Raw genomic sequence first — 13,155 nt, forward strand, 5'->3', positions numbered from 1 at the left:
GTTCATATATGATTAAGCAAATTACTTTATTTCTAGGGGTGCTTTACTGTTTACCTCTTTTGGCTCAAGAGAAACACCATGAAGATCCAACTAAAGTTATCACACGTATTGGTGCTGGTTATACCGATAATCTAACGCTTTCTGGGTCTTTAGCGCTTGATAAAATGCGTAAACTGAATGCCCAATCGAATATTGAAGGAGATGAGTGGCGCATTGGTGGCTCTTGGCTGTTTGAATTTGGCATTGTTAATTTTTCATTTAGCCGCTCTGAATATGATGATGGCGGCCATAAAAAATCATACTCTGTAGGCACATTTTTGCCTTTAACCGTTTTTGGTGTTGATACCGGTAAATGGATGATCTTCCCAATGGCAGGTTTCAATCACACTAAAGGCGAAATTGTTATTAACAGCGATGAAATTGAAAGCCTTAACGATTTAGTTATGGTGCAAAATACCAGTAATGGCGGTTACCTTGGTGCTATGGGATTAAGACCTCTGGATGAAAACTGGACCTTTATGACTTTTGGTGGTGGTGGTGCTGGCTCGGGTGGTTACAGTAATATATGGGCTGGAGCGGGTACGAGTTACAAAATTAATGCACAGCAATCATTTAATATTTTTGGTTTTGTCTCTGAAGATGATTATGGTACCAATAATAAACTAGGAATAAGTTATACCTATGAGTTCGACTAAGCCAGAAAGCTTTAACGTATTATTTTCTCGTGCAGCCAAACGTAAAGGTGGCAAGCAAGCATTAACTCTTCTGCTTGGCGATAAAAATGATCACGAACAATTGAGTCAACTTTCTGACGACAGATTTTTAGCGGTATTTACTAAACAAATTTTTAAATCGGGGTTTGTTTGGCGCGTCGTTGAAAATAAATGGCCTGATTTTGAAGAAGTATTCTTCAATTTTAATATTGAAAAAGTACTGATGATGCCAGAAGAAATGCTTGAGAGAAAAGCAAGCGATCCAAAAATCATTAGAAACTTCAATAAAGTTAAAACCATTAAAGACAATGCACAAATGATTTTTGATGTGCAAATTGAAGAAAAACAAAGCTTTGCACAGTTTATCGCCAGTTGGCCAAGTAGCAACATTGTAGGTTTATGGTTATGGCTGAAAAAAAATGGACAACGCTTAGGCGGTAATACAGGTCCATATGCCCTTCGATTATTAGGCAAAGATACTTTTATTTTAAGTTCTGATGTTGAAGCGTACTTACGCGCACAAAAAATTATTGATGGTGGTTTACACAGCAAGCGCAGCCTCGAAGCAATTCAAAACTACTTCAACCAATTAAAAGCTGAAACAGGTTACAGCTTGGCGCAACTGAGTCGCTTAATTGCTTTTGCTAATGGTGATAATTACGTACAACTAGACTAGGGCATGTTGATCTTTAAGTTCAGGTTATAAGAATAACCTGAACTTAACGTTTGCAGACTTAATAATTCTGTAAATAATAATGGTATAACTGTCCTTCATATTGTCCATTCCAGCTAGTCCAATAACCGTATGGTTTTACGCCGCCAATACCTAGTCGGACAAAATTTATTGCATGCGTAGCATACTTTTCTTGTCCTGAATAAATAGCATACCAAATTGCTGCATCAACAAAGCTTAACGCAGTACCTGAGGCTTTAGGGCTTACTTCGTAATCGAGCACACTACGATAGTAGCTATAATTAGCATATTGATAATTCCAGTCGACATAATTTTTAATTAATGAGAGGGTAAATGCTTGATCAGGAAACTCCTGATAAAGTTCAATAAACCCTTTAACCAGAAACCCTTGCTGAAACACCGCCGCTGATGGGTTACTCTTCGTCAAACTGCCTACCGATATGTTATGAGGCATTAATAAATATTGGCTATGAATGTTAACTGAATAGTTTTTCAGTATTTCCGCTAACTTTTCATTGCCTGTAACCCGAAAAGCAGACAAGGCTACACTTAAGGCATGTCCTTCTGAGCGATTACTTCTATCTGGCCACGGATCAAGCTCTTGTAAATACACTTGCTTAAATTCCGCCATAAATTCAAACCAATCTTTTATCCACTTATTTCCCGACATTAAGTAGGCTTGTTCAATATGGTAAAACCATGCATGTTGATCATCTCTAGGATTTGCTACTTGCGATGTACCCTCTATATACTCTCGAGTGTATGCCTTAGTGTTATGATCAATAAATCGTCGCCATGTACTACCGGCATAAGGGTTTGTTGAGGGTTTTAACTGACTAAAATGAACATCATGCTGATAACCACTTAACCATTGTGGTCTAATATTTAATTCAGCCACAGCTTTATGCTGCGCTACATAATAATCTTTGGGGTTGGCAGAAACAAAAAACTTCTTACTTGAATAAGGTGCACCACCGGTATTGCTTGTTGCCTTTTTTCGATATAAATCTATAGAAAAGTTATCTTGACCAAATTTATAGTAACCGTACGATTTAGTCGTAAAATCAGTATTTTTATATACCGGTAAGCGACCAGTTTCTGATGCTGGAGTCACATTAGGTAAGTAACCACCTAACTCCAAAGTAGACTGTGTTGCTTGATAGTATGATTGCGGAATAATCGCTACGGGTGGATATTGAAAACTACTGGCCAACTGTTCAATATGAGCTTCATCGGTATTCATTGAAAAATCAAACAATACCTCTTTGTAGCTTTGTTTCATATCATCCAACCAGTAATAATCACCTTCTACGTATTTATTATGTAAATATTGTTTTTTCCAATGAGGCCATAATTGTACACTCAGTTGACCCGTTTCATTGGTATGAAGACCATTAGGAAAAGTTTGCCAGAAGTTTCTCAAAAAAGTATTAACGTTTTCTGCACTGACACTTCCTGATTTAGCCGAAAGAATTGCTTCTTTATCAATCGTTTCTGCTTTTAACTGTATGTCTTGTGCTGCTCCAATACCACTGAGTTGCAATTCATGACTTTTAAAATATAACGGACCAGAGTAAACCGTATTAATCGCTGAGTTTTGCAATTGAAAATCGGCTTTTACCAATGCAGAGTTTGCATGAACATATAGCCTGAGTGCCCAACCATGCTTTATCGTTGTTGGGTTAACGTAATCTGTTGGCGATGATATCTTAATTACTGCACGAACAGGGCCAACCTCTTCAATAGTTATATCAATATTATCGCGTTCAAAAGAACTCTCAACGTCTCCTTGTTCATTAACAAGTATTGATGACAACTCGCCAGCTGGCGTTATAATTGAAAGTGGCTCTTTAAGTATTTCTATCGAAAGTAAGCTGTTATCTATTGTTATTTTGTCAGTTTTATCTTCAACACACACAGGGTTTTCAACAGCACTAGAGATTGTGCCTGCATGTAATGAAAACCGTGCTTTACCTGTGTTTTCTACGCCTTGCATATAAGCGCTGATATCTACAGTAAAGTGAGCTTGTACATGTCTTAAAGCATTATCTTTAGCCCACCAACGGTTAATCATATTAAATTGGGCGGGAATAATCTGATTACGCTCATTTCGTATGTGAAAATCACCAGCGTAAAAGTGTTCTCCTGCTTTTAAAGGGAAAACCATACTCACAGGGTAATTATTTATGCCTTTGCCTGATGATTCTTTAACTTCAAATTGAGTCAATAATTGACTGGTAACACTTGAGTTATTTGGATCATGATAAGGAAAAGTATCATGACTCATAGCATCATTATTGTTAATGCAAACTAACGCAGTATCTATAGTGACTGCGCCACCAGTGCCATTATCAATAGTTGATGAGCCACTGGCATCGACTGTTGTGGTTGTGCTGTTACTTTCACTTTGCCCACAAGCAACTAGACTAACCAGTAAAAAGGTGAACAAGAAAAAGGCGGGGTAATACTTCATAACCTTTGCTTCCATTGCCATTAAAAAATATTATTACTTATTGCCGTTCTTTACAAAAAGTATCTAATATCTAGTATAGCTAAATTATCAAATTAACAACTGAGGTAACTCCTCTTTCACTCCTTTATCATAAGTCACTTGTAAAATATCACAATCATATCGCCAGTTCCCTTCAATCAAACACGGCCCTTCAGTGGTTAAGGCTATGTCCCAACCAACTGTTTTAAGGTCTGAAAATGCCAAACAAGCCTTTTGAGTAACATCCATGACCTCTTGCCACAAAGGAAAATAATACTCATTAAATTTTACTTGGCTTTCTGGGTGTTGCTCTACTCGAACAATTTGCCCCATACTACTCGAAGTAATACCAAAAGGTGACGACAACTTTCCAGATTGACGGTCTATTGCTCCAGCCAGGTTATGAGACTTGCCATGAGAAAAATTGTCCGTAATAGACTTACCCGTAGGTAGCCTTACACAAGGTAAATACTCAAATACTTTACCATCATAATTGATCGTCACTAACCTAATAGTACCCAGAGCACCATTTGGCATGAGTTCTTTTAGTAACTTATTTGGGGCCAAGCAAGGCTGTAAGATAAAAGAGGCGCCTTTTGCAACCACATTGAATACCTGTTCAAATGTCAGTTCATTACCATCATCATCTAATAACTTTTCATTTCTGTACGAAAACCTTATTATCCCTGCGCCATGAGAACCAGCTAACGGCTTTAATAAATACCTTCCTTCTCCGTGTAGATGGACCGTTTTCTTAAGTGCAACTATATCTTCTATCGCAGTAATATCTTCTGTATATTTTTTCGCTAATTTTTTTGTAAGCACGCCAAGAACTAGAGGTGTCGGCAGATTGTTTTTTCTACAATGCAAGAAAAATTCAATTTTATTATCAACTAATGTTCGATGCTCTTCTTTATTCACTTGACGTTGAATAGGTTCTAACTCTTCTTTTTTTAGATAGGTTTTAGCTTCACTAAAAGGTTTATTATAAAAACCAAACAAGACGTAATCTTGTGGACCAAACCCATACACTAAACGACAAGCTAACATTTTAAAAAATACGGCTATAGTCATCCCATTTTTATACTTAGCAATATTCTGCGCGGTAAACCAATACTCCTTTATTTTGTTCATTTAGAATCCTTTACTTACTGTCTGATGTACGGCCATATCTATCTTCAAAGCGAACTATGTCATCTTCACCTAAGTAGCTTCCTGATTGTACCTCAATCATTTCTAATGGCAGTTTTCCCGGGTTTTCTAGCGCATGAACAGCACCAATAGGAATAAAGGTAGACTGATTTTCACTTAATAATACCGTGTTATCATCAATAGTTACTTTGGCTGTGCCTGAAACAATAATCCAATGTTCTGCACGGTGGTGATGCATTTGTACAGAAAGTTTAGCGCCAGGTTTTACGGTAATACGTTTTACTTGAAAACGCTCACCAACATCAACGCTATCATATTTACCCCAAGGTCGATAAACCTCTCGATGTATAGAAGCTTCCTCTCTTTTATTTGCTTTTAAGTGCGTAACAATATTTTTAACATCTTGCACTTTATCTTTATTGGCAACTAACACCGCATCAGGGGTATCAATCACCACTAAATTATCAACACCAACGGTGGCAATTAACTTGTTTTGGCTATGCAAATAACTATTTGATGTTTGCTGAGCAATTACATCACCTTTAATTACGTTTTTATCTTGATCTTGCTCACAGACATCCCAGAGTGCCGAGTATGAACCAACATCGCTCCAACCAGCATCCAGAGGAACAACAACAGCATCTTCTGTTTTTTCCATCACCGCATAATCAATCGATTCATTGGCACAGGCTAAAAACGCGTCTTTATTTGGTCGTAAAAAGTCTAAATCTTGCTGTACATCTTGCATGGCGTTTTGACAAGATTTTAGAATATCTGGACGATGTTTCGCTAATTCTTCAACATAACGAGATGCTTTAAATAAAAACATTCCGCTATTCCAAAGGTAGTCTCCTGAAGCTAAGTATTGCTCAGCGATAACTTTTGTTGGTTTTTCTACAAATTCAGCAACTTTAAACGTTTGATGTGCTTGATTAACACCTTTTTGAATATAGCCATAACCTGTTTCGGCATGCGTTGGGACAATGCCAAAGGTGACTAATTTGTTTTCTAATGCAGCAGACGTTGCTCGTTCGACTGCTTGGTGAAATGCAGCAGTATCATTAATCACGTGATCAGCCGCTAACACTAGCAGTAGTGCATCTTTATCTTTTTCAAGTGCATGAAGCGCAGCTAAGGCAACTGCAGGCGCAGTATTTCTCCCTTCTGGCTCTAATAAAATGGTACTGCTATTCTCGCTACCTTGCCTTACCTGCTCAGCCAATAAAAAACGATGTTCTTCATTACAAATAAACATAGCGTCAGAGCAATTACTCGGCAGTCTGTTAAGCGTATCCTGAAGCATAGTCGTATCATTAACTAAAGGTAAAAATTGCTTAGGGAATAATGAACGAGAAAGTGGCCAAAGTCGTGTTCCACTACCACCACACATTATTGCTGGGAAAAGGCTAGTTGTACTCATGTTTATTCCATTGAGAGGTTATTGACCTGAGTATGATAAGCGATGATGTACGCTTTTGAAATAGTAATATTATCGGCTATTAGTATTTATGGGGCATAGGCTTGAAGTCTGACAAAAAAGGTTTGGTAGATAAGGGTATATTTTCATATTGAGGGCTTCTCTATTCTCAACATACTGATTAGCTTTGTTAAAAAAAGTAGACTTATCGTGACCGACGATAATATTGTTGCTTTGTTTCAGTGCTACTTCTTTTTTTTCATCTACAGCCAGTAAGTAATTGCTGCCAATTCGCTCTAAAAGGAACATATTATCAGTGAAGGTTATTCCATTATTTATATAGCGATATCCTTCTAAGCCAAAACCTATTACTTGGCCATTTACTGACTTTGGCCCTTGCGCTAGTAATGACCGACTAATCGTTAATTCTCCACCATTAGGCATATCAATTAAACGACTATCATCTGAACTTAGTGACATTAGAATAGAATCATCGATCACTAGCTGATTACCCCTAACTTTTATTGCATGGCCTTCATCTTTACTAGCAACAAAAATAGATTTATCGATAAACACCTTTGCTTTATTGGTATAAATACCATGTGCTTGACCATTAAAACCTAAGCGTTCAAAACGGCTATCTTTGATTTCAATAACGCTGGCCTTACTCGATGATTCTAAAACACCTTGTTGAGCATCATGAAAATAGACATGTTCTAAAGTTAGGTTACTGCCTTCTTGACGTATACAAGCACCATTACCATCTCTCACCTGAATATTTTTACATTCAATATTTACCACAGTGACGTTATCACCTTTGTTCACAATAAATGCTTTGCCTTGTGCCGAACCGCTTTTAAAAACAACATGGCCATTGCCTTTAATGGTTATATTATTCTTATTAAGTACAATGGGTTGTGTGTAAACACCTTGCGCGATGGTCAATGAATCACCGTCGTTTAACGCTGAAACGGCTGCCCCCAATGTGCTATACGACACCTGATTAATTAATGCTTCACCTTGCATGATGACTTTTGCAGTAAGCGCTTGCCATGGTGGCAATGTTCGTTGTATTTCTTGCTCAAGAGATAAAGACTGACCTTGCGTTAACTGTTCAAGGGCTTGTTTTTTTTGCCAGCTATAGTATTTATTGGTGATTAGACTAGCCCCTTTTTCAATAAGAAAAGGTTGCCACATAAGTAATACGGCTAACAGTACATGTGCAATAACACCGCAAGCGTAGAAGTATTTAACAAAATGTTTCATCAACGTTTACTCTTAGCTCTTAAGTTAAGGGCCTCTAAACAAAAGTGCTGACCACTATATACTCCTAAATATGCTTTTTTCCCCGCATTGCCACAGAAGTCACTTGCTGATGGTGATAGTGAATGGTTAATTAGTTTGAACGGCTCATCATCGTTCCATGTGAAATCACCAATATCTGGCGCAGTAAAGTATTCGGAAAGTCTATCGGCATTGGTAAAGAAATTACGTGAAAGTACAAGGTTATGTTGTTCGACAATATTAGCCCCGTCTCTTGATTTTATCCGACCAGAAATAATATTACTCTCAACTAGCGCACTCGACTCTGAATACCTAACATCAACTCCTTGAGTGTTGTACAGCGTATTGTTTTTAACAATACTGTCTTTCGCTCGATTGAGATAAATACCTACATCACTAGCACAGTGCATAATAATATTGTTTCTTATAACGCCTGCTTTATGTTCAAATTCAGCTTTGTCTCGCCTGTGTTGCTTTAATGAACCTCCGCCGCCCAAAGACAAGCCAACGGTAATATATTGCTGCGCTAAGTTTGCCGAACACATGGCTAAATTTCGTTCAAAAACACCATGCGTTGATCCCCCTTTGAAAAATGCGATATAACTCACTTTATCGCCCGAAGATTTTTGAATATCGTAGAAAAAGTTATCGCTAACTTGCCAATGATTGGCGTGCATTAAATCAAAGGGAGTGACAGGGTTTGACGTTTTTCTTGGGCTAGTATTAAAAAAAGTATTGGCCTGTACTTTTCCATAATCGGGAAAGTCATTTTTGATGCCATTTACTTTAATCATGGCATTAAAATCTTGCAGGTAATTATTTTTTATATGCGTATGCTTTGCCTTAGCTACAACATGAAAAGCATGTTCACATTGCGAATGTTTTTTACACTGACCAATTAAATGTAGATTATTAAAATGCCAATAAGGTTTATCTACAACAATACCTTCCCCTTTTAAAAACAACTTAACCGTGCCTAACTTTTCAGCCATAACAGTGATAGGTTTATCTTGTTCTCCTGCATAACCTAGCGTTAATCTCGCGCTTTTGAAATGATACTCACCTTCAGCTAAAACAATGGTTTGCCCTGGTAAAGCTTGCTTCAACGCGTTAACAAAGCTCGTTGAGCTATTAACATTGACAACATGTTCACGTTTAATATTGGCTTGAAAAAAACCACTCGCCCCTTTGCCTTGCCATTGTGGTAGGTTTATCTCTCGAAAATAATGATGATGTACCGAAAAGCTTTCTGTAAAACCAAAGAGTGGTGATAACAATGAGTATAACTTCGGCTGTTTAACGGCAATACGCTTAGCGGCTTTATCACTAAATGCCGGGATACTATAACCAGAATGATAAACATTAATAAATAATACTAACAACAAGCCTATGAATAGCACATGCAATAAAACCCCAACGGCTATAAAATATTTCTTAATAACCCCATGCCATGCATACATATACAATTAATCACTCACTCGATTAAATGGCCACCTGTTTAGTTTATTTGCGCCAAGACCAAGATCTTTTAGCACTGATTTTAATTGTCGTAAACCTTTTGTTTGCACATAAATAAGCCATAGAAAGTAGATAACCATGCCAAATAAAACTTCTAACAATAAGAGTAAAGCGTTATCAAGGTAAGGCAATAAACATAATCGAACAACCAACACACCAACAGCCATAATTAAACTGGATACAACAGGTGTAATTAATTGTTGTAAATACTGTTTTATGTTGAGAGCAATATGCTTTTTGCATAGCACTAATAACACGCCTGTAAGAATAAAATATGTCCCTAAAAGCATTATTGCGACACCATTAATACCTTGCCATATTACGCCAATCAACACAGCAGACGGCACAACAACAGAACATAATGTTGTATATTTAGCGGTAATATTAGCTTTTCCCGTATAAGTTAACGCTTGCGTTAACAAAGGCGATAGTGCTTTTGCAAAGCCAGTAACAGCCATGACTTGCACTAAAAAGATAACTTCATGCCATTGATCACCCAACAAGGTTGGAATAAGTTCATTTGCCGTAACGGCCATTCCTGCCAAAATTGGTGCTGTTAACATTGCAATCCCCGCGGTAAAGCCAAATAAGACTTTATTTAACTCCGTTAAGTTACTTTGAAGTTTTGCAAACGCTGATGAAGTAACTTGGCCAACTAATGATGTAATATGCGCGGTTGGTAAACCTGCTAAGGTACTAGCCATGGAAAATATTCCTAACTGTTTTTCACCAGAGACTTTACCTATGATAAAGGTTGCCGATTTTGAATAGGCATACCAAGTTAAACGTGAATAAGTAACGGTTAAACCAAATTTAGTTAACGCTAACGCCTCTTTAAACCGGCCAAACTCCGTTGGTCGCCACTTAGCAAAATAAATGGCTAAACTAGCACGAACAAATTGCGAAAAAATATGCCCATAAACCAGAGACCAAGCTTTGTGTCCTTGAAGGGCAAATATTAAGGTAACGATCACTTGTAATACAATCGAAATTAATTCGACACCCGCAAGTTCCTTAAACAGCATATTTTTAGTAATTAGCGCATTTGAAACCATAGCAACGGCACCAAAAACAAATGATAATGCTAACCATTGCAACATTTCACCCACTTGAGGATTTTGGTAAAACTCGCCAACTACAGGTGAAAAATAATAGGTAAGAACATATAAAAGCAAACTGATGACAATTGAAATAGAAAAAGCGCCATTTAATTGTTCTTCTGATATGTGCTCTTTTTGAATAATCGCACTACCTAAACCAATCTCATTGAAAAAGGTTATAAATCCACAAACCACCATAGCCAATGCCATTAAGCCATAATCTTCGGGAGATAAAATACGCGCTAATATTAACGTGTTAGCAAAAGAAATTATTCTACCAACTCCTTTGCCAACGCCTAACGATGCAACACCTTTTACTGTTTTACTTCGTAAACTGCTCATATAAACTCTCGAATGGACGAAAGTGGTTTTCTGATAAAAAATGTAAACATTACGTTTCGCTATTTCCTTGTTTAAGGGGAGCTTCTCTTGCTAACCAACGAGTTTTTACTGTTGGTGATATCCTTTAGCCTACTTTATTTACTGCTTTGTCTAGTATATTGGCTAATACTTTTGTTTTTGCTTGTCGACTATATTGTTCAATATCTACCTGCCCAACCTCTTGAGACAACAGTGACTTCATGGCAACAGCAATATTATCGACTCCCCAAGCACTAAAGCCAAAAGGGAGTTTTTCAATTAAATCGGCCGTTGCAGAATCTTTAGGGCTAATCGCTAATATAGGCTTTTTAGCACTGATGTATTCATAAATTTTGCCTGGAATTTGTCGACAAAAAATTTCATCTTGAATCAATAAAGTCGCTGAAGATGACATCATCTCTTGTTGTGCTTCATCAAAAGACACTGATGGTAAAAATTCAATCAACTCAGCAATATCAAGTTGAGCTAGTTCTTTTTGAAACCATGAACTTTTCCCCGGTCTAAAACGCAAGGTAAAGTTATCTTTATTAATAACCTTTTCTTGTTTTAGTTTTGCTATCGCTTGAAATAAAGGTTGTGGATCGCGACCATTAGCATAAAGAGAGCCACTATATAACAAGGTAAATATTTCTTGTTTTACTGCTTTAGTTTGCGCTATTTTTTCATGTAAATAATAACCATTTTCTATGGTAACAAACTTTTCTTTTGGTTCATTTTTATAAAGATCTCGATAAAGTTGTGCTGCTCTGTCTGACGTAAAAACCACTTTAGTAGCACTTTGCACCACTCGCTTTTCCATCCATTTCTTCAACCACGAAAAACTCTGCGCTTGCGTATCGTAGCGACATTGCAATGGATCTCTAAAATCAGCTATCCAAGGCAATTTATATTTTTTTTGTAGGCGACGCGCTATCCAATGCGCCGTTAAAACAGGATAGGTTGACCAAATAACCTCTGGTTGTTCTTGCTCAATCATTTGAGCGCCTTTTTTCACCGCATCAAAATACCAAGGCCAATAGCGATCAGGTAACGTCATCCATTGAAAGTACCGCCCTTTAATGGCGTACTTTGTCGCTGCATCATGGCACTGCGCTCTGACCACATAAGGTTCAACCTCAGGAGATACCTGCAAAGTATCATCTCTACGTGTATAAATATTTTCTGTTGCCGTTAGCACTAGCGCCTGCCAATTAAAGCCTTTTAAAAACTCTGAAAAACGCAAGGTTCTCTGCACCCCAGCACTGCGACAAGGGGCAAACTCTAACGCTATCATTAATACTTTTTTCATAATGTTGTTACTGCAATTTATCTGCTGCTGTTTTTAAAGCACGCGAGCGAATTTTTCCATTCGCGGCTCCATTTTTATCAGGGCAGACATTAACTTCAACGATGATTGGCCCTTCTGTACTTAATGCGATATCAAGGCCAGCAAAGCGGGTATAAGGCAATTTTCTAAGGGTGTCTTGTGCGCAAGCTATAATTTCAGGCCAGCAGGGTAATTGCGCTCGATAAAATTGCGCTTGATGGTCTGGGTGTTGTTCAAATTCCTCCCTAAAAGGGATAGAAGTAGTAAGGCCTTTATCTACTACACCCGTGTTAACGTCTACTGGGCACATAATTCCACCGCCGCCGCCATTATCAGTTAACTTACCGTCTCGCCCCACTCGAATATAGGTACCTATGACCTTTATTGCATTATCTTGCTGTAAAACCCAAACTCGTAACGTATTAACACTTGAAGGATTAAAGACAGAAAATCCTTCATGCTGATTGATATACTCTTCAAACAATAACCCTTCTTTTGCAATAGTTTGACCATAACGAGATAGGACTTCGGTTAACGTATGTGCCTTATTTTCATTAAACGCCTGCAAGAGAACTTCGTCATGTTCAACAAATACTTTCCCTGCAAAAAAACCTTCACCGCCATAGCCTTCTGGTATTTTGATACAGATTGCTTGACCATTATATGAGGCCAATAAGGTCGATAATTGCTGCTCATTGGTCAGTACACTACCTTTAGCATCAAAGCCTTTTATCGGCTCATAAAAGCCAATAAAGGCAGCACAGGGAATATTGGCAAATTGTAAAAAAGACTTTTCTGCTAACTTGTGCTGGGTAATTTTTCGATAAGCTCTCGGGTTAAGCTTATCTAACGACTTATGATAATCAGCGTCACTAATATGATCACATTTATAGTCCCACGTCATTGTTGAATCTGCCATACCTGCCTGCAAATAATAATTAGGTCCTATTCCTATTTTGTAATACAGGTGAATCATTTCTTGAATAATGGAAAACACAGAACGTTTTTTTCGCTCAGCTTCCGCGTTAATTAAGCGATACGTCCTTGTTAACTTACTTAAAGTAGATATTTTCTCTACGCTCATATTTATCTTCTAATA

Annotated in this window: 10 protein-coding genes; 2 read left to right on the plus strand and 8 right to left on the minus strand. The window is 37.6% G+C overall.

The annotated features are described in order from the left end of the window. Nucleotides 1–8: 8 nt before the first annotated feature. Together D1094_RS08910 and D1094_RS08915 are read left to right on the plus strand one after the other, a co-directional pair. Nucleotides 9–695, plus strand: a complete 687-nt coding sequence (locus D1094_RS08910; protein ID WP_118959888.1) for a hypothetical protein — start codon at nucleotides 9–11, stop codon at nucleotides 693–695. Continuing rightward, nucleotides 682–1,389: a DNA-3-methyladenine glycosylase I gene (locus D1094_RS08915; RefSeq protein ID WP_118959743.1), complete on the plus strand. Its 708-nt coding sequence runs from the start codon at nucleotides 682–684 to the stop codon at nucleotides 1,387–1,389. Before D1094_RS08910 ends, D1094_RS08915 begins: the two co-directional genes overlap by 14 nt. 58 nt (nucleotides 1,390–1,447) lie before the next feature. On the opposite strand, the gene D1094_RS08920 is transcribed toward D1094_RS08915, so the two are convergent. The 8 genes from D1094_RS08920 to D1094_RS08955 form a co-directional block, all read right to left on the minus strand. Further along, nucleotides 1,448–3,880: a hypothetical protein gene (locus tag D1094_RS08920; protein ID WP_147361065.1), complete on the minus strand. Its 2,433-nt coding sequence runs from the start codon at nucleotides 3,878–3,880 to the stop codon at nucleotides 1,448–1,450. An 87-nt stretch (nucleotides 3,881–3,967) separates the two neighbouring features. Next, nucleotides 3,968–5,032 carry a sugar-transfer associated ATP-grasp domain-containing protein gene (locus tag D1094_RS08925; RefSeq protein WP_118959745.1) on the minus strand — a complete coding sequence of 355 codons (1,065 nt, stop codon included), beginning with the start codon at nucleotides 5,030–5,032 and terminating at the stop codon, nucleotides 3,968–3,970. Nucleotides 5,033–5,042: 10 nt separating this feature from the next. Beyond that, complete coding sequence (locus D1094_RS08930; RefSeq protein WP_118959746.1) at nucleotides 5,043–6,470, minus strand: mannose-1-phosphate guanylyltransferase/mannose-6-phosphate isomerase; 1,428 nt, start codon at nucleotides 6,468–6,470, stop codon at nucleotides 5,043–5,045. A gap of 69 nt (nucleotides 6,471–6,539) precedes the next feature. Next, on the minus strand, nucleotides 6,540–7,733 hold the full coding sequence (locus D1094_RS08935) for a hypothetical protein (RefSeq protein ID WP_118959747.1): 1,194 nt from the start codon (nucleotides 7,731–7,733) through the stop codon (nucleotides 6,540–6,542). Continuing rightward, on the minus strand, nucleotides 7,733–9,211 hold the full coding sequence (locus D1094_RS08940; protein WP_118959748.1) for a chondroitinase-B domain-containing protein: 1,479 nt from the start codon (nucleotides 9,209–9,211) through the stop codon (nucleotides 7,733–7,735). Before D1094_RS08940 ends, D1094_RS08935 begins: the two co-directional genes overlap by 1 nt. Nucleotides 9,212–9,217: 6 nt before the next feature. Then, nucleotides 9,218–10,711 (minus strand): lipopolysaccharide biosynthesis protein, encoded by a 1,494-nt coding sequence (locus tag D1094_RS08945; protein WP_118959749.1) that lies wholly within the window; start codon nucleotides 10,709–10,711, stop codon nucleotides 9,218–9,220. Nucleotides 10,712–10,835: 124 nt separating this feature from the next. Then, nucleotides 10,836–12,038 (minus strand): glycosyltransferase, encoded by a 1,203-nt coding sequence (locus D1094_RS08950; RefSeq protein WP_118959750.1) that lies wholly within the window; start codon nucleotides 12,036–12,038, stop codon nucleotides 10,836–10,838. 7 nt (nucleotides 12,039–12,045) lie between these two features. Beyond that, a complete protein-coding gene (locus D1094_RS08955) occupies nucleotides 12,046–13,140 on the minus strand; it encodes a sugar-transfer associated ATP-grasp domain-containing protein (RefSeq protein ID WP_118959751.1) in 1,095 nt (364 codons plus the stop codon). Between the last annotated feature and the right edge of the window lie 15 nt (nucleotides 13,141–13,155).

This window comes from Colwellia sp. RSH04, from assembly GCF_003545765.1.
Classification (GTDB): Bacteria; Pseudomonadota; Gammaproteobacteria; order Enterobacterales; family Alteromonadaceae; genus Colwellia.